The organism is Cognatitamlana onchidii (assembly GCF_004804355.1).
GTDB lineage: Bacteria > Bacteroidota > Bacteroidia > Flavobacteriales > Flavobacteriaceae > Cognatitamlana > Cognatitamlana onchidii.
The window spans coordinates 416,557-441,864 of the sequence record NZ_SRWZ01000002.1; the positions used below are offsets into that span (position 1 = coordinate 416,557).

At 35.6% G+C, this 25,308-nt stretch carries 22 protein-coding genes; 10 read left to right on the forward strand and 12 right to left on the reverse strand.

Annotated elements, in window-relative coordinates:
• Positions 1-8: 8 nt before the first annotated feature.
• Entirely contained in the window at positions 9-905 is an 897-nt protein-coding gene (locus E5D58_RS05290) for an SAM hydrolase/SAM-dependent halogenase family protein (RefSeq protein WP_136480800.1), read from the reverse strand.
• Between the two features lie 243 nt (positions 906-1,148).
• Here E5D58_RS05290 and E5D58_RS05295 point away from each other — a divergent pair, with 243 nt between their 5' ends.
• Positions 1,149-2,102, forward strand: coding sequence for a PhoH family protein (locus E5D58_RS05295; RefSeq protein ID WP_136480801.1), 954 nt, complete (start codon positions 1,149-1,151; stop codon positions 2,100-2,102).
• Positions 2,103-2,252: 150 nt separating this feature from the next.
• Positions 2,253-3,200, forward strand: coding sequence for a phosphoribosylaminoimidazolesuccinocarboxamide synthase (locus E5D58_RS05300; protein WP_136480802.1), 948 nt, complete (start codon positions 2,253-2,255; stop codon positions 3,198-3,200).
• Positions 3,201-3,401: 201 nt separating this feature from the next.
• On the opposite strand, the gene E5D58_RS05305 is transcribed toward E5D58_RS05300, so the two are convergent.
• The 4 genes from E5D58_RS05305 to E5D58_RS05320 all read right to left on the reverse strand — a co-directional run bounded on the left by E5D58_RS05305 (position 3,402) and on the right by E5D58_RS05320 (position 9,745).
• Positions 3,402-4,571: a type II restriction endonuclease gene (locus E5D58_RS05305; RefSeq protein WP_136480803.1), complete on the reverse strand. Its 1,170-nt coding sequence runs from the start codon at positions 4,569-4,571 to the stop codon at positions 3,402-3,404.
• Positions 4,528-5,769, reverse strand: coding sequence for a DNA (cytosine-5-)-methyltransferase (dcm, locus tag E5D58_RS05310; protein WP_136480804.1), 1,242 nt, complete (start codon positions 5,767-5,769; stop codon positions 4,528-4,530). The genes E5D58_RS05305 and dcm overlap by 44 nt, the downstream gene beginning before the upstream one ends.
• 684 nt (positions 5,770-6,453) lie before the next feature.
• Positions 6,454-8,334, reverse strand: coding sequence for a DUF885 domain-containing protein (locus E5D58_RS05315; protein WP_136480805.1), 1,881 nt, complete (start codon positions 8,332-8,334; stop codon positions 6,454-6,456).
• Between the two features lie 553 nt (positions 8,335-8,887).
• On the reverse strand, positions 8,888-9,745 hold the full coding sequence (locus E5D58_RS05320) for a sugar phosphate isomerase/epimerase family protein (RefSeq protein WP_136480806.1): 858 nt from the start codon (positions 9,743-9,745) through the stop codon (positions 8,888-8,890).
• A 224-nt stretch (positions 9,746-9,969) separates the two neighbouring features.
• Here E5D58_RS05320 and E5D58_RS05325 point away from each other — a divergent pair, with 224 nt between their 5' ends.
• Together E5D58_RS05325 and E5D58_RS05330 are read left to right on the forward strand one after the other, a co-directional pair.
• Complete coding sequence (locus tag E5D58_RS05325) at positions 9,970-10,428, forward strand: hypothetical protein (RefSeq protein WP_136480807.1); 459 nt, start codon at positions 9,970-9,972, stop codon at positions 10,426-10,428.
• Between the two features lie 171 nt (positions 10,429-10,599).
• On the forward strand, positions 10,600-11,028 hold the full coding sequence (locus tag E5D58_RS05330) for a GNAT family N-acetyltransferase (protein WP_205660299.1): 429 nt from the start codon (positions 10,600-10,602) through the stop codon (positions 11,026-11,028).
• Positions 11,029-11,582: 554 nt separating this feature from the next.
• On the opposite strand, the gene E5D58_RS05335 is transcribed toward E5D58_RS05330, so the two are convergent.
• Positions 11,583-11,879 (reverse strand): putative quinol monooxygenase, encoded by a 297-nt coding sequence (locus E5D58_RS05335; RefSeq protein WP_136480809.1) that lies wholly within the window; start codon positions 11,877-11,879, stop codon positions 11,583-11,585.
• Positions 11,880-12,184: 305 nt separating this feature from the next.
• Between E5D58_RS05335 and E5D58_RS05340 the strand changes: the two genes are divergently transcribed.
• The gene (locus E5D58_RS05340; RefSeq protein WP_317129271.1) at positions 12,185-12,310 is read left to right on the forward strand and encodes a winged helix-turn-helix transcriptional regulator; all 126 of its coding nucleotides are present in this window, start codon (positions 12,185-12,187) and stop codon (positions 12,308-12,310) included.
• 279 nt (positions 12,311-12,589) lie between these two features.
• Here E5D58_RS05340 and E5D58_RS05345 read toward each other — a convergent pair whose 3' ends face one another.
• Entirely contained in the window at positions 12,590-13,237 is a 648-nt protein-coding gene (locus E5D58_RS05345) for an HAD family hydrolase (RefSeq protein ID WP_136480810.1), read from the reverse strand.
• Between the two features lie 461 nt (positions 13,238-13,698).
• Here E5D58_RS05345 and E5D58_RS05350 point away from each other — a divergent pair, with 461 nt between their 5' ends.
• Positions 13,699-14,160 carry a hypothetical protein gene (locus E5D58_RS05350; protein ID WP_136480811.1) on the forward strand — a complete coding sequence of 154 codons (462 nt, stop codon included), beginning with the start codon at positions 13,699-13,701 and terminating at the stop codon, positions 14,158-14,160.
• Positions 14,161-14,228: 68 nt separating this feature from the next.
• Here the strand turns inward: E5D58_RS05350 and E5D58_RS05355 are convergent, their stop codons facing one another.
• The 4 genes from E5D58_RS05355 to E5D58_RS05370 form a co-directional block, all read right to left on the reverse strand.
• Positions 14,229-15,035 (reverse strand): carbonic anhydrase, encoded by an 807-nt coding sequence (locus E5D58_RS05355; protein WP_136480812.1) that lies wholly within the window; start codon positions 15,033-15,035, stop codon positions 14,229-14,231.
• Between the two features lie 190 nt (positions 15,036-15,225).
• Complete coding sequence (locus E5D58_RS05360; protein ID WP_136480813.1) at positions 15,226-17,592, reverse strand: outer membrane beta-barrel family protein; 2,367 nt, start codon at positions 17,590-17,592, stop codon at positions 15,226-15,228.
• A gap of 80 nt (positions 17,593-17,672) precedes the next feature.
• Entirely contained in the window at positions 17,673-18,035 is a 363-nt protein-coding gene (locus tag E5D58_RS05365) for a TfoX/Sxy family protein (protein WP_136480814.1), read from the reverse strand.
• Between the two features lie 4 nt (positions 18,036-18,039).
• A complete protein-coding gene (locus E5D58_RS05370; RefSeq protein WP_136480815.1) occupies positions 18,040-19,131 on the reverse strand; it encodes a heparan-alpha-glucosaminide N-acetyltransferase domain-containing protein in 1,092 nt (363 codons plus the stop codon).
• 89 nt (positions 19,132-19,220) lie between these two features.
• Here E5D58_RS05370 and E5D58_RS05375 point away from each other — a divergent pair, with 89 nt between their 5' ends.
• From E5D58_RS05375 to acs, 4 genes are all read left to right on the forward strand, one after another.
• The gene (locus tag E5D58_RS05375) at positions 19,221-20,579 is read left to right on the forward strand and encodes an alanine/glycine:cation symporter family protein (RefSeq protein WP_136480816.1); all 1,359 of its coding nucleotides are present in this window, start codon (positions 19,221-19,223) and stop codon (positions 20,577-20,579) included.
• A complete protein-coding gene (locus E5D58_RS05380) occupies positions 20,572-20,844 on the forward strand; it encodes a DUF4212 domain-containing protein (protein WP_136480817.1) in 273 nt (90 codons plus the stop codon). The genes E5D58_RS05375 and E5D58_RS05380 overlap by 8 nt, the downstream gene beginning before the upstream one ends.
• 13 nt (positions 20,845-20,857) lie before the next feature.
• Entirely contained in the window at positions 20,858-22,555 is a 1,698-nt protein-coding gene (locus E5D58_RS05385) for a sodium:solute symporter family protein (RefSeq protein WP_136480988.1), read from the forward strand.
• A gap of 117 nt (positions 22,556-22,672) precedes the next feature.
• Positions 22,673-24,580 (forward strand): acetate--CoA ligase, encoded by a 1,908-nt coding sequence (gene acs / locus E5D58_RS05390; RefSeq protein ID WP_136480818.1) that lies wholly within the window; start codon positions 22,673-22,675, stop codon positions 24,578-24,580.
• A 69-nt stretch (positions 24,581-24,649) separates the two neighbouring features.
• Here acs and E5D58_RS05395 read toward each other — a convergent pair whose 3' ends face one another.
• Positions 24,650-25,264: a fumarylacetoacetate hydrolase family protein gene (locus E5D58_RS05395; protein ID WP_136480819.1), complete on the reverse strand. Its 615-nt coding sequence runs from the start codon at positions 25,262-25,264 to the stop codon at positions 24,650-24,652.
• Positions 25,265-25,308 lie beyond the last annotated feature (44 nt).

Consider the following 25,308-nt stretch of genomic DNA (forward strand, 5'->3'; position numbering starts at 1 on the left):
TGTTAAGGTTACTCAAAGTCCGATACATTATGTATTTTTTTTGGGAGCTCCATACCCTGCGGAATAACCGGTTTTGGTGTAAATTTTATACTTACAGCATCCATAAGTCCTAAACCTAAAAGGGTAGAGGCACTACCAACAGTAGCAGAATTACTTTTATAAACCGCAATCTCTAAAAAATTACCAGAGTTAAAAACAACTAACTTCCGGCCTTCATCATGGCGCTTGTTTTCTGGAATATCAAAATTCACAATATCGCTGTACTTCTTATGAATTTTTTTAAACGTGTAGTTACGTGCCGAAATTTCAAAATCACGTCCTTTTTGAATCGTTTCAAAAAAGCTTCTCTTAATGTTCGTTACTACGTTCCCATAGTTATCAATGTAAATAACACTTCCTATAATTTGTGTTTTATCGTCGTTTACGTAGGGCACAATATTCTTTATAGGCTTTATTTCCGGAATATTCTTTCCTATCACTTCTAGGGTGCCTCCACGTGCTATGTGGCAAGCTACTTTAACAAAAACGTCTAAAACAGGAAAGCTGGTTTGTATTTTATCATGAATGTTAATTTCAACTATTTTTTCTGGTGCAATTTCAGAGCAAATCATACTCATAATACCATTATTGGCACAGATAAAATAATGATCATCCAGTTTAATAGCAATATGCTTATTCTCGGGGTTTATCTCGGCATCTATCCCAATAATATGAATGGTACCTTTAGGAAAACTACTATAAGCATTTTGAATTATGTAGGCCGCTTCAGGAATATTAAACGGCGAAATAGAATGTGAGATATCAACAATTTTTACATCAGGCAGCTCACTGTAAATAGCGCCTTTTGTAGCGCCAGCAAAGTGATCTTTTTCCCCAAAATCGGTTGTTAATGTAATGATTGCCATGGGCAAAATTGTTGATATGTTTTTAAGGTTATGTCACTCAAATTTACGTATTTTTGAGTTCAACAATAATATCACACAAACCTACATAAAATTTTCGTTTTCAGTTTTATGTTTTAAATGAAATTGTCAGGTAATAAGAAGGTGTTATTGCCAATTAAAAATGCTAAATAAAACCAATGGATTGCTATATCAAAGCTTGTTTTAAGCTTTAAGCAACCAAACTTTAAAATTAAACGATAGCCTTTGAACGAACTTATTCTAGAACTTGAAGCCATTACTCCAAAAGAGTTTTTTGGAGCCCAAAACACCAATATTGAACTTCTTAAAACGTATTTTCCAAAACTTAAAATTGTAGCGCGCGGAAACAAAATAAAAGCCTTTGGCGACGAAGAATTGCTGGAGGAATTTGATAGGCGCATGACGATGCTTTTTAAACATTACGCCAAGTACAATAAACTAGATGAAAACGTTATTGAGCGTGTACTAACCAGCCAGAGTAGCGACGATTATACCACCTCAAAACAAAGCGGCGAGGTGATCGTGCACGGTGTTGGTGGTAAACTTATAAAAGCTCAAACGGCTAACCAACGTAAGCTGGTGGAGCTTATGCGAAAAAACGATATGGTGTTTGCTATTGGTCCGGCAGGAACCGGTAAAACCTATACAGGGGTGGCACTGGCTGTACAAGCCTTAAAGAATAAGGAAGTTAAGCGTATTATATTAACGCGCCCTGCGGTAGAGGCTGGTGAAAATTTAGGGTTTTTACCAGGCGATTTAAAAGAAAAGTTAGACCCCTACATGCAACCGCTTTACGATGCCTTGCGTGATATGATTGCTCCCGAAAAACTGGCCCATTATATAGAGAGTGGTACCATTCAAATAGCACCATTGGCATTTATGCGCGGGCGTACGCTCGATAATGCGTTTGTAATACTCGATGAAGGCCAAAACACCACCCATGCGCAAATGAAAATGTTTTTAACACGTATGGGTAAAAACGCGAAATTCCTACTAACAGGCGATCCTGGACAGATAGATTTACCGCGTCGTACCATTTCGGGCTTAAAGGAAGCCTTACTAATTTTAAAAAATGTAGAAGGCGTAGGCATGATATTTTTAGACGATAAAGATGTGATTCGCCATAAACTGGTTAAAAAGGTTATTGCGGCTTATAAAAATATAGAAAACAGAGATTAATTTTTTTAGTAGCTATTTCCGGCTTTCGGCAGTCGCTCTTTGCAAGGAGCTCCAACAAATGCCTCAATCCGGGCTAGGGCCTATAAACTGGTAATAAACTTAGTAGATAAAATAAAAACGCTACATGCCATAAGCTAAAAGCACAAACAGATGAGTAATACCATAATAGATACCAATTTTAAGTTTCCTGGGCAAAAACATGTCTATAAAGGAAAAGTAAGAGAAGTTTATAATATTAACGACCAAGAATTGGTTATGATTGCTACCGATAGGCTTTCGGCCTTCGATGTAGTGATGCCAAAAGGCATTCCTTATAAAGGGCAAATACTAAACCAAATCGCCACTAAAATGATGGCTGCTACCGAGGATTTGGTACCTAATTGGTTAACAGCCACTCCCGACCCTAATGTGGCGGTAGGGCATTTATGCGAACCTTTTAAGGTAGAAATGGTAATACGAGGGTATATGTCTGGGCATGCGGCCAGAGAGTATAAAGCAGGTAAGCGTATGCTTTGTGGGGTGCCTATGCCAGAAGGCATGCAAGAAAATGATGCCTTTCCCGAGCCTATTATTACCCCAGCCACCAAAGCCGAAATGGGCGATCATGACGAGGATATTTCGCGCGAAGATATTCTTGCTAAAGGTATTGTAAGTGAGGCCGATTATCTGGTTTTAGAAGATTATACCCGTAAACTATTTAAGCGAGGCTCGGAGATTGCAGCTTCTAGGGGGCTTATTTTAGTAGATACCAAATACGAATTTGGTAAAACTAAAGATGGGCAGATAGTATTGATAGACGAGATACACACGCCAGATTCCTCACGTTACTTTTATGCAGAAGGCTACAAGGAACGCCAAGCAAAAGGGGAGGCCCAAAAACAACTCTCTAAAGAGTTTGTGCGCCAATGGCTTATTTCGAATAATTTTCAAGGGCTGGAGGGGCAAACCGTACCCGAAATGAGCGACGCATATATTACCAGCGTATCCGAACGGTATATTGAATTGTATGAAAACATTACAGGCGAAACCTTTGTAAAAGCAGATGTTTCTGATATACAAGCACGTATAGAAGCGAATGTCTTAGAATACTTAAAATAAGTGTTTTAACACTTGTTTTAAATTAAAAAAGACCTTGATTTTCATGGTCTTTTTTTTGTGGATTTTTTTAGTTACGCTTATACGTTGTTGTACATAGTGCTTTCGCGTTCAGTTTGTAGCGTTGGCAGAGACATACTCTTTTACAGTTTTGGTTGTGCGTTGGCTGAAGCGACTGTAAATGTGTATGGCTCGTAACGTTGGCTAATTCTGCGTTTCATTTACTCGACTAACAAATTGTTCCAATATCATTATATCAGCTCTATGTTCCGGTGGGAAGCTCGATAAATATGCTTTTGGTACTACCAATTGCACGTCATATTGTTTCATTTCTGCAAGTTGATTTTTTGATATTCCTTGTTGAAGGGTAAACAGGTGCTTTGTTTTTATCCTGTCTGCCTCGTTCAAAATCTGTCGCCACCTATCTTTACAAGTCGTTTTTGATGCTAACAAAATCAAATTATTCTCATTAAAGTTAGGATTGTGGTAAGCCTCGATATTCGGAAATAAGAAGTCAGGTTTTTTATTGTTTTCTGTGGTTACTTGAGTTTGAAAAATAAGTTCCGATATCCTAAATATCTCTTCCAAGTGGTGTTCGAGAGATTTTCCTGCACGACTTTTTCTGCGATTAAGGATTGTGTTAGCAGAAATAACCAATTCTTCAACAGATGGAAAAGGATTTTTAATCAACTCGGCATATCTGTCATTTTCCAACGTTTTGAAAAGGTCGTATTCTGTTTCAAGCCATTTTAAAATTTGTTTATCTGGGTTCGCCTTAATTTGACTTGGCGTTACACCAAAGGAATTGATGTAACAATTTCTCGCATTTGTTGCTATTTCTAAAGTTGGTGGAAAATCGACAGCCAAAGCTTTTATATATTGTAGAAAGCAACCAATTAATTGTTCTTCAGCTGTTTGCTCAAATTGCTTAGGTATTATTCCATTGGTTTCAGTAGATGAAATGTTTAGAGCAGTAAAAAAGTCCTCTATATCTTCATCTGTACTTAAAACAAATGCCTCAAAGTAGTCGCTAGACCTTTTGGAAATTACAAGCAAATCGCCAACATTGTCGTCTGTTAAGTACGGAAAACCTCTTCCAAACCGAGTTAAGCGATACTCATTCCTCGTGCCTTTTCCGTAATAAATAAATCTGCTTGTCGTTTCAAAATCATCTTGCCATTTAATAGTGGCAAAATGGTCTTTGTTCGAGCCTTTTTGTCCCTCTGTTTCAAAAAATAATGGCCAAGAGCTTTTATGCAAGTGAAAACCAGCTTGATGTCCTCCAGTTGAACCTGTGTCGTTAGGCTTAATGAATTTGCTAAATGCTATTTCAGACTGCTGTGCTGATTGAATTGCTTTCTCTAATATGCTCATTTAATTTTGAAAGTTCTTTTGCAATGTTATTGCCGACTGCTTGTATCAAAGGCATTACAACAGAGTTGCCAAATTGTTTGTATGCTTGGTTGTTTGAAACAGGAATTATGAAATTATCTGGAAACCCTTGAAGCCTTGCACATTCTCTTGGTGTCAATCTTCTTGGATTTTTACCTCTTTGTGGAATTAATATTTCTGCTCCGTCTTTATAATACCGTGCGCTCATTGTCCTCGATATTCCATTGAGGTCAGTTAATCCAAATCCAAATCCGTTACCTTTCGCTTGGTGCTTTTTCTTGTATTCTTGAAGATAATTCCACAATTTGTCTGAAAGTGTGTATTTATCGTCCACTTTTCGTTGAAGAATTTCTCGAATGGCAAAATTTGCATCTTCGGGCTGTGGAAATTCAAAAGTTTCTTTGCCTTTGAAAACCGATTTTTTGAAACCAACAATGATTATTCGTTCACGGTGTTGTGGAACATAATATTTGCCGTCCAAAACTTTGTAATGCAAAGAATAGCCTAATTCGGTCAGAGTTTCGGTAATAATTTTGAATGTTTTTTTCTTATCGTGCGAAACAAGATTTTTAACATTTTCGAGCATAAAAGCCTTTGGCTTTTTATGTTTTATTATTCGAGCAATGTCAAAAAATAATGTTCCTTGCGTTTTATCCAAAAAACCGTGTTGTCTTCCAAGAGATTTTTTCTTTGAAACGCCAGCAATTGAAAATGGTTGGCAAGGAAAACCACCCAATAAAATATCGTGGTCTGGAATTTCTTTTTCTGAGATTTTAGTTATGTCTCCAAAGGGCACTTCGCCAAAATTCGCCTCGTAAGTTTGTTTTGAAAACTTGTCCCATTCACTTGAGAAAACACACTTTCCGCCATTATTCTGATATGCAAGTCGTATTCCTCCAATTCCAGCAAACAAATCGATAAATTTGAAAGTTGGATTTTTCGGTGGCGGAAAAGGAATATCCCATTCGATTGGCAAATAATATTGAAAATCAGGTTCTTTGAGGATGTTATTTTCCTCGTGAAGTTCTGTGAGATATTCTTTTGCAGTTGGCTTAAAATATTGAGAAACACCATTTTTATGGTTCTGAAAATAGTGTGTTAAGTACGCCAAATCGTTGTCAACTATTTTGTCAACTTTGATTTGTAACTCCTTTTTTATTTTCGAATATTTCTTAGCCATACTAATTTGTAAAGAAACAAAATTCTGAAAGCAATTCACAACATATTCAGTCGTGTTTGTTCACAATCTTGTTAACGATTTTTCGAGTGCAAAGGCAGAAAACAGCTCTTTTATTTTTCAGCTTGGGATGATGCGTTTGGGGAAAATAAATGTGCTGTTTTAGCGGTGGGATTGCATTATGTACAACTTTATGATATACGTCTGTTTTAATATTGAAACCAGTTCAGCACAGGTGGCTTATATTCTTCTTATGGGTAAAGTTAATTCTAAAAAAGAAAAATGTAGTCTTTTACAACCAGAAGTTAAGAAAAGTTATTAACCAAAAAAACGCTCAGCTTTTGAGGTCACTAAGTGGTTTTTAAACTAACCAAACTAACCAAATGAAAATCTTACTATTATCTGCCATTTTATTGAGTTAGGCGTCTCTTTTATGCTATTAAATACTCTTTTTGTTTTTATTTCTATTCAAATATACATCGGGTTAGGTTTTAGTTTTGGGTGAAATACAGGGAAGCGCCCTAAATGTGTCTTGAAGCGGCGTTCTGGTATACTAAAGTATGAATTAAAGTGATAAGAATGAAAAAAGACCTTGATCGATCAAGGCCTTTTTTGTATGTGGGTTTATTTGAGTTGCGTATAGGTGTTGTTAGCCTTTGTTTTTTATATTTCTTATGCTCTAAAAATTTAACTATTGCTATTCTCCAATGTTGCACTAATGTAATCATCTATAATCTTCTCCAAAACGGTTAAAGGAACAGATCCATTTTTCAATACTGCATTATGAAATTTCCGTAAATCGAATGCCTTACCGAGTTCTTGTTTGGCCTTTTCTCTTAGCTCTAATAGTTTCATCATACCTACCTTATATGAGCAGGCTTGACCTGGCGTAACTATATAACGTTCTACTTCTGTAGTAATTTCATTAGTAGGTAAGCCTGTATTGGTAACCATGTAATCAATGGCTTCTTCCCGAGTCCATTTTTTGTAATGTATACCAGCGTCTACAACCAAGCGCACAGATCTCAACATTTCGGCTTGCAGCCGTCCTAAATTGCCGAAAGGGTCATTTTCGTAGAAACCCAATTCCCATGCGAGTTGCTCTGTATATAACGCCCATCCTTCGCCATAAGCTTTAAAGGGAATAACGTTTCTGAAGGTGGGTAAGCCCTCTAACTCATTTTGAATAGCTATTTGAAAATGATGACCTGGAATGCCTTCATGATAGGCTAATGTCTTCATGCCAAATTTCGCAACTTCATTTGGAGCTCTTAAATTGATATAAAAGATACCGCCGCGAGAACCATCCATAGCAGGACCTTGGTAATAAGCCAGCGAAGCCCCCGCTTCTCTAAACACTGGCACACGCTTTACTTCCAGCTTCGCTTTTGGCCTTATGCTGAAGGCAAGATCTAAACCTTGGCTAATATCGATTAATATACTGTCAAAGTCGCGGAGAATCATTTCGTGACCTTCATCGTTATTCGGATACATAAAGCGCTCTTCCTGATTAAGTTTCTGGATAATTTCACCAATGGTTTTTGTGGAGTCGGCATAGCCCACTGTTTCTAAAATGGCATTCATTTCTTGTTTTATCCTAGCGACTTCCGAAAGTCCAATGGCATATATTTCTTCGGGATCAAGGTCCAAGGTAGTCGCCTTTTTTAATCTATAACGGTAGTATGCCTTACCATTAGGGAATTTCCATACACCGGCGTCATTGGTAGCCTTATGATTTAGGTTTTCAAAATAGACAATAAGACTCTGGTAAGCAGGAAATACGACGTTTTCAATGGTATCGAATACTTGTTTTTTATAATTCGACTTTTTATCATCCGAGATATCTATTTCTGCTACTTTCGTTTCGAAATTTGTGTAAAGAATATTGGATGTTATCGCCATGGAAGTATCGGGAAGATTTCCCAGCGAGTCTTTTTGCAGCCCAATAAATCCCTTCAGATCTTCCAGTACTAACTTATTTATAAACCTGGGGGGTATGATGCCTTTTGATTCTCGGATTCTGAGATTTTCAATACGCTGCGAAAATTTCGTGTCGAATTGTGATAAACGAGAAATATAAGCTTGGATATCACTTTCGTCATTGAGCTTATGACTGCTCGACATCATACTAGGCAGACTACTATGCGTTCCAAATAATTGATTGACCGGATAGCCATAATAGGAGAAAGGCTCTGATTCTATCACATTAATTTTCATGTAGTATGCCAGAATATCAGTATTTAATTGATTTTCTGGTGATTGCTTGTCATAATCGTAGCTCAATAGAGTTTCATAGTCCTGTTTTGATTTATTGAAGCTTTCCCACTGTTTGGCATCAGAAATATCATCGAGCTCATCTTTAGACCAGTTATAAATGACAGGAATACCCAATTCTGTAGTTAATTCTGGACTGTCTAATACAAGTTCGATGAATACTTTTTCATAAAAATGATTGATGCTGAAGGGCTTAAACCATATAAGGTTGGTAAGCCATAGCCCTCCAAGGACTAGAAGTAAGAGCAAGGCTCTTCCAGTCCAAAATTTCCAAGTACGTTTTTTGTTATCCATGGTGTTTTAATCAGTTCTGTAATAAAGGCTAACTTTGATGATATCCTTCATTATGAAGGATTTATATAAAGTCGATAAGCGAAGTTAAAGGTTGTTTCTGATAAACATGGTCTTTTAACCTTAAAGTTGCAGATAGTTATTAACCAAAAAAAACCGCTCAGCTTTTGAGATCACTGAGCGGTTTTCAAACTAACCAAACTAACCATATGAAAAACTTACTATTACGACTTGTGTTATAGAGTTAAGCCTCTCTTTTTAAAAACTATTACTATTTGCGTTTTATTTCTATTCAAAGATACATTGGCTGTGCCTGTTTTTTGAGGTAAAACTTAGTGAAGTAGCTTTTTTGCCAAGTGAACTGTCTAGAATATCAACTAAACTTTTTGTTAAGGTTACGAAATAAAAAACCGCTCAATCTTGGGGAGTTATTGAGCGGTTTAAACTAACCAAAACTACATAGTAATTTATATTACCTAGTGTTAAGACACCAAATTGTTTAAAAAGTCACATGGTTTAATCAAACCAAAGCAGGCCTCTTTATAAATTGTGTTGTTTAGTTTGACTGATAGGCCGTTTTAAAATCTTGAAACATGGTGCTAACAATCTCTTTTGGGTCACCTTCGGTTAAACTTTCAAAAGAAATATAACCCTTATAGTTAACCTCTTTTAATATGCTGGCAATCTTGGTCATATTTACAGGTTCTGGCACCCCATTTACATAAACCAATTCTTTTATAAACCAGTAGTTCGCGTAGGGTGCTAATTTTTTAATCTCGGCATAAGGGTCGCCTTGCCTTAAACTACCAGTATCTAATACCAATCCAAACCACTCAGAGTCCACACGTTTTAAAATATCGATAACTTCATCGGCATGGTATAAAAAGTCATTATGATGTTGCATAGCGGCAATAACACCTGTATCCTCGGCATATTTGGCACAGGTTTTAAAGTCTGCTACCATCCAAGTTTTTACTTGGTCTTTTGTATACCCTTTGTAAGCCCCCTTACCAGCAAAAATGCGCATAATGGAAGCCCCTAGTTTTGAAGATACTTGCAGCCAGTCTTTTATCATGGTAATATCAGCATTTCTGGCTGCCGTATCTGGGCTCACAAAATTATTTCTAACCCCCGTCCATGAAATATTTAAACCTAATTCTAGAGCTTTTTTCTTTAAAGCAAAAAGCGTTTTGTTATCGGGTATATTAGGGTAACCAGAAAAGTAATAGCCTGTTAAATCAACGGCGTTTAGTCCTAGATTGGATGCAAAATCCATCATGTCAAAAAAGGACATCTCTCCATTTTTTAGCTGTTCATTAAAAGTAAAAGCATTGACACTATATTGTACGCGCGAACTTTTTTGAACAGGATTTATAAAAGTATTAGCGACAATATGTTGTGCTCCTAAGGCCATAGGAGCTAGGACCAGGCTTTGTAAAAAGCGTCATCTTTTATTATCCATGGTATGGTTTTTTTTGAGTTATTAAGAATGGCTAGCCTCGTAAAGATAAGGTTTGAAAAAATAATACGTTTCGATTTAGTCTTAAGGACTCATTTTTAATAAAATGTTTTGAGGGCAGCAGCTCTTTTTTGTAAGATACTTAGTATCTTTAACAAATAATTTAATCCTATAAAGAAATGAAAAAATCACTTTTACTTATTGCTTTCCTATTCGTAGGGATGACTAATTTTGCCCAAACCAATGAATATGTTGAACTGGTTAGAGCTGTTTTAGAAACTGAAACTAAAGAGGCTATTGCCGAGGTTATGGAATTAGATGATGCCCAAAGCAAAGAGTTTTGGACACTTTATAATGAGTATGAAGGCCTTAGCTATTTTGTTAAAGATAAGCGCATAGCATTAATAAAGGACTACGCCAAAAATTATGGTGATATGACTGATGAGAAAGCTGATGAAATGGTAAAAAGGTTTTTTGCCTTTAAAAAAGAAGACATGAAGTTGCTAAAGAAGTATTACAAAAAAATGAAGAAAGTAATACCAGCAACAGAGGCTGCAAAGTTTCTTCAGGCCATTAATAAAATTGACGATTTGGTTGATGCTGAGTTAGCTTTAGAAATTCCGTTAATACAGTCTTAAAACAAGGAATAAGAAGTTAAAAAGGTCTTTCTTTTTTAGAAAGACCTTTTTTGTTTATTGATGAAGTAGGCGCTCTTATTTTTAGTGCCAGTCTTATTTAATAGCGCTTTTATTTCTTATATTTCAACAACGTAAAACCGCTCTTCAAGCTAATACCATTAATTATCAATAATGAAGATTTATAAGCTTACTCAGGTAACCAATCAAACCATTAAGGCCTTTGATAGTTTGATTCCGCAATTATCATCAAGTTGCACATTACCATCGAAAAAAGACCTTGAGGATATCGTAAAATCAAATGCTACCGAATTGTTTGTTGCTCAAGAGAATAATCAAATTTTGGGAACATTAACCTTGGTGTTTTATAAAATACCCACCGGCGATAAGGTTTGGATAGAAGATGTTGTAGTTGATGCCAAAGCCAGAGGCAAAGGGGTAGGTAAAGATTTGGTGTTGTTTGCTATCGATTTTGTGGCAAAAAGACAAATAAAGAGTATTAATTTAACCTCTAGTCCAGAACGTGTTGCGGCAAATAAATTATATCAGAAGTTAGGTTTTGTTAAAAGAGAAACTAATGTATATAGATTATCTCTAGTCTAAGACTCGTGTTTTATTTGGTAGCCAGGATGTCATGCAATAAAAAAAACCACCTAAATCATAAAAAATAAGCGGTTTAAAAGAATCAATACATTCTTTATAATTTTTCTTTTTCTTGTTTTATAAAAGCGTACTATTTTTAGCACTCTTATAATAATTTACGTAGCTCAATGCTACCTGTCTAGCGCTTTCTCTCCCACACATCCGATTTGGGATGTATATCTTGGCTATGCTGCTGTTGTTGTTGTTTACGATTTAAAATAAATACCAACATCTCAAAACCAAGAGCCCCAAATACAATGCTTAGTACCAGTATTATTATAAAATCCATAGTATATATTATTGATTCTATATTAAAGGTACCGTTTATAACTCCTTAAAACCGCTGTTTTTTAGGTGAAGCCTACTAAAACTATGTTGAAATAACCTAGTTTAAAATTGAAAGCGTAGCTAGTGTATTAGATTATTATCACTATGTTATAAAAGTGTAGTATTACATTTAATTTCTGGTATGTTTTATGGCTACGAAATTGTTTACTCAAGGTTTTATTCTATGTTTAGCCAATAACAGTCATTTCTTGCAACTCGAAGTTTTCTATGGCGCCTTCTGTGGCTTTTGAATAATCCGCAATGTGCTTAGTTTTCATGTGTGCTTGCCAAAGCTGTCGGTTCTCCCAGTTTTCATAAAACAGAAAATGTGTTTTATTTTGATTGTCTTGATGTAAATCGTAGTTAATACACCCGGCTTCTTGCCTTGTCGTATGGATAAGTTTTAATAATTCTGTTTTTACTAGTTCCAGTTTTTCGGGCTTTGCAATTATTTTTGCAATAACCGTTAGTTGTTGATTACTCATAATTACTTCGTTAAATAGTTTCTATTATTTTGTCTAGAGATCGTCTGGATTTAGGTTGTTTACTTTAAAATCGTTTTTTTTCTATAAGCAATGGCTAGGCCTACAAGGGCGTATGGTTTTCAATCAAAACAGGACTGTAAAGATACTTTAGATAGTGGTCTAATAAAAGGATTAAAGCAGTTTACCCAACCTTTAGATGAATCAGCCTCAATTTTGCTCTTTAAACAAAGTTATACCATTTCATCGAACGAATCTTAAGTTTAAAATGAAAAGCTTTAGAGGCAGATGGGTTAATAAGGCCCTAGGTGTATACTTCTAAGCCGCCATTAAAAGTAGAATACACCCTAACAGATTTAGGGAAAACACTAATTCCGCTTATTCATGACATAGCCGCCTGGGGAGACTTTGCAGTTAAGAATCATTCAAAGTAGTGGTGCTACACGTTGTTTATTCTTTAGATAAGATTTAGCATAAAAAAACCGCTCAGTTTTTGAGATCACTGAGCGGTTTTCAAACTAACCAAACTAACCATATGAAAAACTTACTATTAATCTAATTTTATAGAGTTAAGCATCTCTTTTTTCTTATTCTTTTTTTATTTCTATTCAAATATAGTTCGCTTATCGTTGGTTTTAGGACGTATAGTTAGTGAACCGTCTAAATAGTTTGCTGAAATAGCCTGATATCTAACTGGAGGGTTTTAACTTAATTTATAAAAGCTTCAAGAGGTCTTTAGGTTGCTCTAAAATCAGGTCTGCACCACATTCTAAAAGTTCTTCTCGATCTCTAAAACCCCATGGAACACCAACAGCTAGCATATTAGCGTTCTTGGCAGTTTGTATATCGATTCCTGTATCGCCAACATAAATGGCTTCTTCAGGAGAAATCCCAAGGGTATTGCATATTTCGAGCGCTGCTATCGGGTTAGGTTTTTTATGAGCTTCAATTTTTAGACCTAGAACCGGATTAAAATAATCTGGAAATATGCTGGCCACCACTTTCTTTGTAAGTGCATCGGCTTTATTAGACAATACACTCATTTTTAATTCTCTTATTCTTAGTTCTTCTAGGAGGTCTTTAATGCCTTCGTAAGGTTTTGTCTTTTGGGTACATTGGTCTTTATACACCGTCATCATGGCCTTATGGCACTTATTAATCTGTTCCTCATGGCTATGAGCTTCTGGTAAGGCTTTAATAACCAGACTTTTTACACCACTACCAACAAAATTTTTATAGGTTTTATAGTCATGTGTTGGGTAGTTATAACCTTTAAGAACGGTGTTCATGGCATCGGCAATGTCTTCAATGGAGTTTACTAGTGTTCCGTCTAAATCAAATATTACGGCTTTATATGTCATATTGTACAAGGTGTTAAATGTGCGCTATCTTAAATAAGATTGGATAGTTATAAAAATTGAAAGTAAACAAAAAGCTATAGTTGAGCATCCTGTTTTTCTATATAATTATTAAAAAAAAACCGCCCAGCTTTTGAGATCACTGAGCGGTTTTCAAACTAACCAAACTAACCATATGAAAAACTTACTATTATGGCTTATTTTATAGAGTTAAGCGTCTCTTTTAAGTATTATAGTTTCCTTTTTTATTCTATTCAAATATAGTGTGTTTGCATATTGGTTATGGCTGTAGAATGGGCGAAACATCTCATTTCGATGGTGAAATAACCAAAATGCTATTTGAAAGTGTTTTTAGGTTTTAATGCACCTTCATATAATAAAAACTACAGTATTTATTCTTAAATATTTTGTTAGTGAATAAAACCGTATATGAGTATATTTGATAAAACTAAAAACCTTCAAGAATGAAAAAACCACTTTTACTTATTGTATTGCTATTTATTGGTTTAGCAAGTTATTCGCAATCTAATGATTACATTGAAATGTCTAGAGAAGTTATTAAGGTTGGAACTAAAGATGCTATTGGTAGTGTTTTGAATTTAACTGATGCTCAAAAAACGGCGTTTTGGGAAATGTACAGCGAATACGAAGCAGAAAATTATAAAGTGCAGAATAAGCGTATTGCCATTATTAAAGATTTTGCAGATAATTTTGAAAATCTTACCGATGAAAAAGCGAGTACCTTAGTAGCTCAATCCTTTGGTTATAAGGAAGATGTGTTAAAGCTAAAAAAGAAGTATTATAAAAAGGCTACGAAAATAATTCCAGCTACAGAAGCTGCTAAATTTATCCAGGCACTAAACAAAATCGATGATTTAATTAATGCCGAATTAGCACTTGAGATTCCAATGCTAAAAACGGATTAAATATTAGCATTGTAAAACAATAAAAAAAGACCTTTGTTAAAAGGTCTTTTTTTATTGTTATTGGTTATCTAGAAATTGTATTTAACCACGCGTCCATTTAAGGGCTGCTCAATCCTATAATTATTGATAGGCATATTGCTTTTTAAAGTTAATACTTCTTCAACAGATAAAATAAAAGGTTCCTTAAATACTACCCAATGCACACTTTCCGAACAGGGTGGTGTGGTTAAAGAGCCTTTATAGGTATAATAAGTTTTTTTGTCGAGCTGCAGGTACGATAAATCAATTTGTTCATCGATGTCTTTGGTTTCACCATTTTCAAGAGGCAAGAAACTTTGAAAAAATTCAAATAAATCACTTTCTGCCCCTTCTTCGCCTAAAATGCCTAAAACGGTAAATCTACCACTTTTACTTTGGTGTACTAAGTGCATTTCGATAGGGTAAATAAGGCCATTAATTTTATGTTCGGCAGGCTCATGAAAATGAATTTGCTTTAGGTAGTAGATGTCATTTTTATACCGTATTGAATCTCCCGATTCAAAAGCAAATTTTATGGAGTGTCCATCATTCTTCACTTCACTTAAAAACGTATTAGGTGTATAGAACATTTCAAATTTATTACCAATTTTAATAGAATCGGCACTTCTGTGAATAATGTTTATGGGTGATTGCAATTCTCCGTCACAATCGGAATATTTTTCAATTTCCGCCCAATGTTTAGGAGAGGTTTCTCCGGAATAACTCCAATGAACTTCGTGGTTAGCTGTTTTACTATCAAGATGTTGTTCTTTTTTTACTGTTCTCGGGGCTTGAATGCATGCACTTAGTACCAAAAGGGTAACACCATATAGTACCACCGTTAGTTTTGCTTTCATGATTATGTAGTTTCAATAGTTTGTATGCACAAATTTACTTATCTCAGCACGTCGAAAACCTTACATTTATCAGTTTTTAAATAATGAAGTATATTTTTATTAACTATTTCGTTTTCGGTGCAGATTCATAGGGCTTTATCGGCAAGAAAATTACCTTAGCATTTGAGTAATTTTTTATGGTATCGTTTAGCTAACGTCTTCTTCCTGAAAACTGCATGGCTTCACCTTTTCCAAATCCATAACTAATACCAATGGACGTAAAACGACCACGTTGCCTACTATTGTAGATAAAAAACTCTGGTTGGGTGGTAGTACTTTGGTCAATTCTTGAGGCAAAGACATCTCGAATACTCAAGTTTAAAATGAGTTTACCCTTAAATACTTTTTTTCTTAGCCCAAAATCTGCAAAAATATTATCCTCAATGTCGCTCTGCACATTTTGATACTTCGATCTATAATCACCAGATAATTCTAAATCAAAATCAGCTGGTAATTTAATCTTAGACGTTAGTCTTGTCGACCATCGATTACCCTTAAAATCAAAAGAAGTACCTTCAAATTCACCATCTCTATTAAAATAATTGATATTAAAGTCGCCGTTTATTGAAAGCCAATTAGTGGGGTTATATTTGCCGTTCATTTCTAAACCTGTGGTTAAATTAGTTCCAACATTTTCCGGTCTCGTAATACTTCTATTATTTTCAAAATACGTGATACGTTCAATAACACTTGTGGTATAACGGTTATATAGACTGAAGTTTAAAGATGCTTTGCCTATTTTGTGTATGCTCGTTATTTCATAGGAGTCGGTGAATTCGGGTTGTAAATTAGGATTTCCTGTGCTGATGCTAAAGTTATTCCTAATGTTTGAAAAAGGGTTTAATTCACGAAGTCTTGGTCTCCGTATACGTTTAGAAAACCCGGCTTGGATTGAAAAATTCTCATTAATCTTATAAGATAAATGACCGCTAGGAAAGAAGTTTGAATAATTATTCGTGTTTTTTTCGTTTGTGTTTTCTAGAAGGGTTTCAAGGTCTGTATTTTCGAGTCTTACACCTAGTTTAACACCCCATTGAGTACCTTCATAGGCCACTGTGGTATAAACGCCTAATACGTTCTGATTAAAGTCAAAAATATTGGTTAGGTTCGGGTTATCTATCCATTCTCCATTAACAAAATCACTTACGGCAAAGTCATTGGTAACACTATTTATTACATATTGTGATCCGGCCTCCAAAGTGTACTTTTCTAAAAAGGGGTGTGTATAATCTAATTTAAATGTGTAGTCTTCTAAGGCGTAATCTGTTCTTGTTTTTTGCAAGAAATCTTCCATATCGCCAAAAAGAGTGGTGTTTTTAAAGTTTGAGGATTCGTCTTTTTTAAAAGAACTGCCTAAAGCACTAAATAATAAGGTTTGGTCTTTATGTCTTTTAAAGTCCTTTTTATACTGAAGTTCATAGCGTAACTTGGGGTTGGTAGCTTCCGTTCGTTCATCTCTTAACCAGCTGTCTGTAATGCTATTACCCGCGTCACTCTGATTGAAGTTAGCTAGTGAATTCCTGTCTTCTACCTCATATGCAAATGATGCTGAAAGCGTTATGATATTCCAATCATTCAAATGATAGTCAGTACCTAACAAGATATTACTAAATTTTTCATTAAACTCACCTTCTCCAGAGCTTCGAATGGTGATATTGTTGCTGAAATCCCTGTTGATGTATTCGCGTTCATCAGGAAATGTTCTCAATCCGAATCCTAATTGACTAAATAGATTAAATTTTTCTGTTCTTTTATTCATACTTAATCCGAAGCTGTTGCTGTTTGGAATACCAAAATTTAACGTAGCTGATCCATTGAGACCTTTTTTTTCAGATTTTTCAAGCACAATATTTATTATTCCAGAAGTGCCTTCAGCATCATATTTTGCAGAAGGATTGGTAATGACTTCAATCTTTTCAATCATATCGGCCGTAATGGTGCCTAAGGCATTACCATCTGCTGCAGCTAATACAGAAGGTTTGCCGTTAATAAGAATTTGAACCCCTTGATTACCTCTTAAACTCACTTCACCTTCAATATTGACATTAACAGAAGGTACATTATTTAAAACTTCAAAAGCGCTCGCACCTGTTGAACTAATATCGGCACCTACATTAAATACACGCTTATCTAATTTAAATTCTAGCTTTGATTTTTCAGCCTGAATAACAACTTCATCGAGTGTTTCATTATCTTCATTGAGAATAATAGTTTTTAAATCAACCGCATTATTAATTATTTTGAAATCTTTAAAACTTCTTGTTTTAAAGCCAATAAAGCTAACTTCAATATAGAAATTTGAAGCATCTGTTCTAATTGAAAAAGATCCGTCCTCGCTGCTTATTGTTCCCGTGATAGGTTCTTGAGATTCGGAATTTAAGATGGATATAGTGGCATATTCAATAGCTAAGTTGTTGGTACTTTCTATAACCTTTCCTTTAATTTCAATGTCTTGATTCTGAGCAGAAACATAGTTTAGATTGAAAAGTAATATAATAAGGAGTAAAAGGTGACGCATATGGGGATTCAGTTTAATCGAACTCCGCAAAAATAAGGATAATTAAACCTGGCCTATTAGCGCTATTTATTAAAGTATTCTTAATTTTTCTTTCTACTTGCCTTTGCTAAAGGGTTAAATGCAATGCATAAATCTAGCCAATAGGATAGGTCTTTTTCAGTGTCAAAACCCTCGGGTGTTATAAAAATATAGCCCTTCATTGGACGACCAGTAAAATCCATGGGTAGGCAAACAGGTTTTGTAAGTTCATCCAGGTATACATGTTGACCAATACGGGCCATTAATAAGCTATCACCGTATTTCTTGTCAATGTGAATTCCACAAAGCATTTTATTATCTAGTTTAAAGCATAAGCCTCCCATCATTTTTAGTTCAGTGAAATGTACTTGTTTTTCATTTAACTGTTGCCGAATTCTATCGGCTAAATATTCGTCATAAGCCATGATCTTATTTTTTTATTTTATCTGCCAATTTTCTTATTAAATTATATACAAAATGGTTGGTTTTCGCATAGTGAAATGAAATAAAACAAACCGCTATCATAAATATAATTGCGCCAGCAATAGCTTGGTAGGGTTCTAAAGATTTATACAGAAAACGTTTTATACCGTAACCTGTAAAGCTTCCATAAAGTAATATGAAATGAATAACATAAATAGATAACGTTTTTTCTCCTATTCTTGCTATTATAGATTTCTTTAAGAAGCGTTCAAAAGCATAAAAAAGTCCAAATAATATGATAACATCTCCCAGTCTTGTAAAAAGGTAATTGTAATCGGCACTACGTTTTAACAATTCAATTTTAGTCATGTCATAAAGTTCCAGTAGAAACCAAGAAGAGCCATAAATGAGTAAAACACCAATAATGAAAAAGGACGCTACTACCAGTGGTTTAAATCTGTTTTTATGAACATGTCTAAAAAATACTGTAGATATAAACGCTCCAAAAGCCGTATACCCAAACCATGGCAAAATGGTAAATACCGAACCATTGCTTTTGGTCATGTAATTTGCAATTACAGCAGGGATATTATCTAAGGTTAGTGTTCTGTATAAAGGTTCGGTAATGAAGCAGATACTACCAATTATAAAAAGAATGATGGAAAAAATATAAGTATGTTTTTTTAAAAGGATGTGCAAACCGACCAATAATATAAGAGATAAACCAATACACTGTAAAACATCGATAACAAGAAAATAAGGATTGAAATAACCGCTAATCCATCCAAAAATATTAATGCGTAGGCTGTAACCTATACCAATAAGTAAGAGGCCTCTAAAAACCCCTTTTTTAATTCTTGGCTTATCATTGCCTTTGGCATAAGCTCTTAACAGCAAATAAGTAAAAACTAAACCAGAAATTGTGAAAAACACTGGAGCTGTAATACCTCTAAAATAGGACCATGTAGTGTAAATTACATTATTCTTGTCTCTATATATTGGAGAAAGAAGGGTATCAATAAAGTGGCCCTGAAGCATCATTAAAATAGCAAAGGCTCTAACGGCATCAATGAAATAAAGACGATTAGATTTAGGCATGTGGTGGTTTTGCTGGTATAAAGATACCTTTAAATAATTTAAACAGAATGTTTGTAAAGTGATATATTTATAAAATCATAAGGATTTAAATGGCCAAATTTATAGAATCATTTTCTAATCATGCCTGGGGTTTACCGTTGGTGATTTTGCTCATAGGAGGAGGATTGTATCTTTTAATATTATCGAAGTTTTTACCCTTTAGGTATTTTGGTCATGCAATTCAAATTTTAAGAGGGAAGTACAATGATTCGAATCATTCTGGTGAGATTTCACATTTTAAAGCGCTGACCACGGCCTTATCATCTACCATAGGCATGGGCAATATAGCTGGGGTTGCTGTGGCTATTTCGGTGGGAGGGCCAGGGGCTATGTTTTGGATGTGGGTAAGCGCCATTGTAGGAATGTCTACAAAATTCTTCACTTCTACATTGGCAATTATGTACAGAGGTAAAGATAGCTCTGGAGTTTTACAAGGAGGCCCCATGTATGTCATTAAAGAAGGTTTGGGAACTTCTTGGAAACCCTTAGCCATAATGTTTAGTCTTTTTGGAATGATAGGTGCACTTCCTGTTGTAAATGTTAATCAATTAACACAAGCTATCAATGATATTGTTCTAATCCCAAATGGTGTGGAGGTAGGATTTAAGTCTAACTTAATTCTGGCTTTTGTTCTCGTAGTTATTACCGCAGCTATTATTCTTGGGGGATTAAAACGTATTAGTAATGCAGCCTCTAAGCTAGTGCCTAGTATGGTATTGCTTTATTTTGGGTTGGTACTCTTTATCTTACTGGCTAATTATGAACAGGTTCCAAAATATACCATGTTAATTTTTACGGATGCTTTTTCGGCAAATTATTATAAAGGCGACCCTTTTTTAGGTGGTGTATTAGGAGGTTTAATGTTATTGGGTATTCGTAGGGGCGCTTTTTCAAATGAGGCTGGTATCGGCACAGCTCCAATGGCTCATGGAGCAGCAAAAACAAATGAACCTATTCGGGAAGGGTTGGTAGCCATGTTAGGACCTGCTATTGATACGCTAGTGGTTTGTACATTAACAGCATTGGCCATTCTTGTAACTGGTGTATGGCAGTCATCATCCTATGATGGTGTAAGCTTAACCGCCGCCGCTTTTAATCAGGTTATGCCCCAATATGGGAGCTATTTATTAATGATTTGCGTGATTATTTTTAGTGTGTCTTCTCTTTTTTCTTATGCTTATTATGGTACAAAATGTATGTCTTTTTTATTCGGATCCCATAAGAAACACTATTATAACTATATTTATATTATCAGTATTGTAATGGCTGCTACTATGCCATTTAGTATCATACTAAATTTAATTGATGGTGTTTTTGCCCTTATGGCAATTCCAACCATGGTATCAACCATCATATTGGCACCTAAAGTAGTAAAAGAGATTAAAGCATATAAAATGAAATATGACTAAACAAAAAGCAACAAAAAGAGCGCATGCTAAGTCTTATTGGAAAGACAATATCAAATACGTACTTATACTTTTGAGTATCTGGTTTCTCGTGTCTTTTGGAGCCTCTATTATATTTAAAGATGCTTTAAATGAGATAAGGTTTGGTGGGTTTAAACTGGGGTTTTGGTTTGCCCAGCAGGGGTCCATGTATGTTTTTGTGATCCTCATTTTCGTGTACGTTCGATTAATGAATAAACTAGATAAAAAATATGGCTATGATAAGTAGCATGGCGGAGCCTATAGGAGTTCAAAATTGGACTTATATTTTGGTTGGGTTAACATTCGCATTGTACATAGGTATCGCTATTTGGTCTAGAGCAGGTTCAACCGAAGAGTTTTATGTTGCAGGTGGCGGGGTATCGCCATGGGCCAATGGCATGGCAACTGCTGCAGATTGGATGAGCGCAGCGTCGTTCATTTCTATGGCAGGAATCATTTCTTTTGCAGGTTACGATGGTGCTGTATATTTAATGGGATGGACCGGCGGTTATGTATTATTAGCTCTATTATTAGCACCGTATTTAAGGAAATTTGGAAAGTTTACCGTACCCGATTTTATTGGAGACAGGTATTATTCTAAAACAGCTAGAATAGTAGCCGTTTTTTGTGCTTTATTAGTATCATTTACCTATGTGGCTGGACAAATGCGGGGTGTGGGTATTGTGTTTTCAAGATTTCTTGAAGTCGATATAAACACAGGGGTTATAATAGGGATGTTAATTGTACTTTTTTATGCCGTTTTAGGAGGGATGAAAGGCATTACCTATACGCAGGTGGCACAGTATTGTGTGCTCATTTTTGCTTTTATGGTTCCCGCCATATTTATATCTATTCAAATGACAGGGCAAGCCATCCCACAATTAGGATTTGGAAGTGAATTAAATGATGGCTCAGGAATCTACCTTTTAGATAAACTAGATGGCTTAAGTACGCAATTAGGCTTTGCAGAATATACAGAGGGATCTAAATCGAGCATAGATATTTTTGCTATTACCTTAGCACTTATGGTCGGTACAGCCGGTTTGCCTCATGTTATAGTCCGTTTTTTTACTGTAAAAAAAGTGAAAGATGCTCGGAAGTCTGCTGGTATTGCCTTGTTGCTTATAGTGTTATTATATTCCACTGCACCGGCAGTGGCCGTATTTGCACGTACAAATATGATTGAAACGGTGTCAGATAAGCCATATAATTCGGTGCCAGATTGGTTTAAAAAATGGGAGACAACAGGATTAATTAGTTTTACAGATAAAAATGGAGATGGTACCATTCAATATCTGGCAGACTCTAATAAGAACGAACTAACCATAGACAGGGATATCATGGTTTTAGCAAACCCAGAAATTGCCAAACTTCCCAACTGGGTTATTGCGCTTGTAGCAGCAGGAGGGTTAGCAGCGGCGTTATCTACGGCAGCAGGGTTATTATTGGTAATCTCCTCTTCTGTGTCTCACGATCTTATAAAAAAAATAATGAACCCTGGTATCTCAGAAAAAGGCGAGTTGGTTGCCGCACGGTTGTCGGCCGTAGGAGCCGTATGTGTTGCTGGGTACTTTGGTATTAACCCGCCTGGGTTTGTAGCAGCAGTAGTGGCGCTAGCTTTTGGTTTGGCAGCCGCTTCTTTTTTTCCAGCTATTATTTTGGGAATTTTTTATAAGAGAATGAATAAGGAAGGAGCCATTGCAGGCATGTTGGTTGGGATTATATGCATGCTTTTGTATATGATAAAATATAAATTGGGATGGTTTGATGAGGTGCTACCCGATAAGAGTGAATGGTGGTTTGGTATCTCGCCCGAAGGATTTGGATCTGTAGCCATGATTCTTAATTTTATAGTTTCGATAACAGTTATGATGTTTACAGCATCGCCGCCAGAAGACGTGCAAGACATTGTTGAGAATATAAGAATACCAAGCGGAGCAGGAGAGTCAACACACTAAGAGGGATATTTATGAATTCTGCAGAAAGAATGCAGTCACTCGTAGAAAAAGTTTATTCCAAAATCAATTATTTGCTATTTTAGAACACCTTTTAAACTTAAATAAAACTAATAACGCATGAGTAATTACCACATAAAACATTTAGAAGAATACTATCAAGTTTATAGAAAATCTGTAAGAGAACCTGAAAACTTTTGGGAAGAGATTGCTGAAGAGCATTTTATGTGGCAGCGAAAGTGGGATAAGGTATTAAGCTGGGATTTTTCAAAACCTGAAGTGTCTTGGTTTGAAGGGGCAAAGCTAAATATTACAGAGAACTGTATAGACCGACATCTAGCAACTAGAGGAAACAAAACGGCAATACTCTTTGAACCTAATGATCCTAAAGAGGAGACTGAACATATCACTTATTCTCAATTACATGAGCGCGTTAATAAGTTTGCCAATGTTTTAAAACTAAAAGGCATAAAAAAGGGAGATCGGGTATGTATTTATTTACCTATGATTCCCGAATTGGCCATTTCGGTTTTAGCTTGTGCTAGGATAGGCGCCATTCATTCTGTGGTATTTGCTGGGTTTTCTTCAACGGCTTTATCAACCAGAATAAACGATAGTGATTGTAAAATGGTGATAACTAGCGATGGGTCATACAGAGGTGCAAAAACTATCGATTTAAAAGGTATAGTGGATGATGCTTTAAAAGATTGTTCCTGTGTGCAAAGCGTTTTAGTGGCAAAGCGTATTCATTCAGATATCAAGATGAAAGCAGATAGAGATGAATGGTTACAGCCTTTACTAGATAAGGCTTCTCCAGTATGTAAGGCTGAAGTTATGAATGCGGAAGATCCACTATTTATATTATATACGTCTGGATCTACAGGAATGCCCAAGGGGATGGTGCATACCACAGCTGGGTATATGGTGCATACAGCTTATACATTTAAAAATGTATTTCAATATCGTGAAAACGATATCTATTGGTGCACGGCAGACATCGGTTGGATTACTGGGCATAGTTATATCGTTTATGGCCCTCTAGCTAATGGAGCTACCACCGTTATGTTTGAAGGAGTTCCTAGTTACCCTGATTTTGGTCGTTTTTGGGACATTGTTCAAAAGCATAAGGTCAATCAGTTCTATACAGCCCCTACGGCTATTAGAGCATTGGCTAAAGAAGGAGTAGGTCTTGTTGAAAAATATGATTTATCCTCACTAAAAGTATTGGGCTCTGTTGGAGAGCCTATAAATGAGGAGGCATGGCACTGGTATAATGATAATGTGGGTAAAAAGAAAAGTCCCATAGTAGATACTTGGTGGCAAACAGAAACGGGGGGTATTATGATAACACCCATTCCATTCGTAACACCAACCAAACCAACATATGCCACGTTACCATTTATAGGTATTCAGCCTGCTTTAATGGATGAGCAAGGAACAGAATTAAAAGGGAATCAGGTGGAAGGACGCTTATGTATAAAATTCCCTTGGCCAAGTATGGCAAGGACTATTTGGGGTAATCATCAGCGTTATAAGGATACTTATTTTTCAGCATTTAAAAACAAGTATTTTACAGGAGATGGTGCATTACGCGATGAGGTTGGTTATTACAGAATTACAGGTAGGGTAGATGATGTGATTATTGTTTCTGGGCATAATTTAGGAACAGCGCCTATAGAAGATGCTATTAATGAACATCCTGCAGTAGCCGAATCTGCTATAGTAGGATTCCCTCATGAGGTTAAAGGCAGTGCTTTGTATGGTTACATAACTTTAAAAGAAACAGGAGAGTCCAGAGATCAGAATAACTTACGTAAAGAGATTAATCAAATAATTACCGAGCATATTGGACCTATTGCCAAATTAGATAAAATACAATTTACCGGAGGCTTGCCCAAAACGCGATCCGGAAAAATTATGCGACGTATTTTAAGAAAAATAGCTTGCAAAGAAACATCAAATCTTGGAGATACATCTACATTACTAAACCCTGAGGTGGTTAAGGAGATTATCGATCAGTCTTTATAATTTGATAAGCAGTCCTAAAGAGGGTTAAGAATGCAATACTTTAACCCTCTTATTAAACGAGTTTTTAGATTATATCAATTTAAAATCAAGAAGCAGTTCGTCTTCAATAAAAGCTTCTAAATGATCTCCTTTATAATTTAAACCAGCACCTGTAGCAGGAGTACCAGTAAAGATTAAATCACCGGGTTCTAAGGTCATAAACTTGGAGACATAAGCAATTATTTCGTTAAAATTATATATCATATCACTGGTGTTTCCAGTTTGAATGTTATTACCATTGATATTCAAGCTAAAGTTAATATCGTTAATATTTTTAAAATGAGATATGGGTTTAAAGCCATTTACTGGAGAAGCCCCATCAAAGCCTTTAGCTAAAGCCCAAGGTCCTTTATTGGCTCTACTAGGTCCTAACACATCTTTAGCCGTATAATCAATACCAATACCAATTTCGCTAATGTGTGAAGCAGCCTCGGCTTCAGAAATGTTCTTACCTGTTTTTCCAATTTTAGCTACGAGCTCTACTTCAAATACCAGCTCGTTTGTAATTTCTGGAAATGTAATATCCTTATTATCGGTTACCAAAGTACTTTCCGCTTTAATGAAAATGAGCTGATTCCCTGTTTTTAATCCTGGGATGTCATTTTTATCGTTTACATAGTTCTTTCCGATACCTATAATTTTCATGTTTAAGATTTTTTAGATTAACTAATTTTAAATGCATAAAAGTA

What these genes read in the sequence shown, in the direction of transcription:
- E5D58_RS05335 (WP_136480809.1), bottom strand. Translation starts at nt 11,879, where the DNA reads ATGAGTAATCAACAACTAACGGTTATTGCAAAAATAATTGCAAAGCCC.
- E5D58_RS05320 (WP_136480806.1), bottom strand. Translation starts at nt 9,745, where the DNA reads ATGGCCTTAGGAGCACAACATATTGTCGCTAATACTTTTATAAATCCT.
- E5D58_RS05305 (WP_136480803.1), bottom strand. Translation starts at nt 4,571, where the DNA reads ATGAGCATATTAGAGAAAGCAATTCAATCAGCACAGCAGTCTGAAATA.
- E5D58_RS05370 (WP_136480815.1), bottom strand. Translation starts at nt 19,131, where the DNA reads ATGCCTAAATCTAATCGTCTTTATTTCATTGATGCCGTTAGAGCCTTT.
- E5D58_RS05375 (WP_136480816.1), top strand. Translation starts at nt 19,221, where the DNA reads ATGGCCAAATTTATAGAATCATTTTCTAATCATGCCTGGGGTTTACCG.
- E5D58_RS05350 (WP_136480811.1), top strand. Translation starts at nt 13,699, where the DNA reads ATGAAAAAACCACTTTTACTTATTGTATTGCTATTTATTGGTTTAGCA.
- E5D58_RS05355 (WP_136480812.1), bottom strand. Translation starts at nt 15,035, where the DNA reads ATGAAAGCAAAACTAACGGTGGTACTATATGGTGTTACCCTTTTGGTA.
- E5D58_RS05345 (WP_136480810.1), bottom strand. Translation starts at nt 13,237, where the DNA reads ATGACATATAAAGCCGTAATATTTGATTTAGACGGAACACTAGTAAAC.
- dcm (WP_136480804.1), bottom strand. Translation starts at nt 5,769, where the DNA reads ATGGCTAAGAAATATTCGAAAATAAAAAAGGAGTTACAAATCAAAGTT.
- E5D58_RS05395 (WP_136480819.1), bottom strand. Translation starts at nt 25,264, where the DNA reads ATGAAAATTATAGGTATCGGAAAGAACTATGTAAACGATAAAAATGAC.
- acs (WP_136480818.1), top strand. Translation starts at nt 22,673, where the DNA reads ATGAGTAATTACCACATAAAACATTTAGAAGAATACTATCAAGTTTAT.
- E5D58_RS05360 (WP_136480813.1), bottom strand. Translation starts at nt 17,592, where the DNA reads ATGCGTCACCTTTTACTCCTTATTATATTACTTTTCAATCTAAACTAT.
- E5D58_RS05365 (WP_136480814.1), bottom strand. Translation starts at nt 18,035, where the DNA reads ATGGCTTATGACGAATATTTAGCCGATAGAATTCGGCAACAGTTAAAT.
- E5D58_RS05290 (WP_136480800.1), bottom strand. Translation starts at nt 905, where the DNA reads ATGGCAATCATTACATTAACAACCGATTTTGGGGAAAAAGATCACTTT.
- E5D58_RS05380 (WP_136480817.1), top strand. Translation starts at nt 20,572, where the DNA reads ATGACTAAACAAAAAGCAACAAAAAGAGCGCATGCTAAGTCTTATTGG.
- E5D58_RS05330 (WP_205660299.1), top strand. Translation starts at nt 10,600, where the DNA reads ATGAAGATTTATAAGCTTACTCAGGTAACCAATCAAACCATTAAGGCC.
- E5D58_RS05315 (WP_136480805.1), bottom strand. Translation starts at nt 8,334, where the DNA reads ATGGATAACAAAAAACGTACTTGGAAATTTTGGACTGGAAGAGCCTTG.
- E5D58_RS05300 (WP_136480802.1), top strand. Translation starts at nt 2,253, where the DNA reads ATGAGTAATACCATAATAGATACCAATTTTAAGTTTCCTGGGCAAAAA.
- E5D58_RS05325 (WP_136480807.1), top strand. Translation starts at nt 9,970, where the DNA reads ATGAAAAAATCACTTTTACTTATTGCTTTCCTATTCGTAGGGATGACT.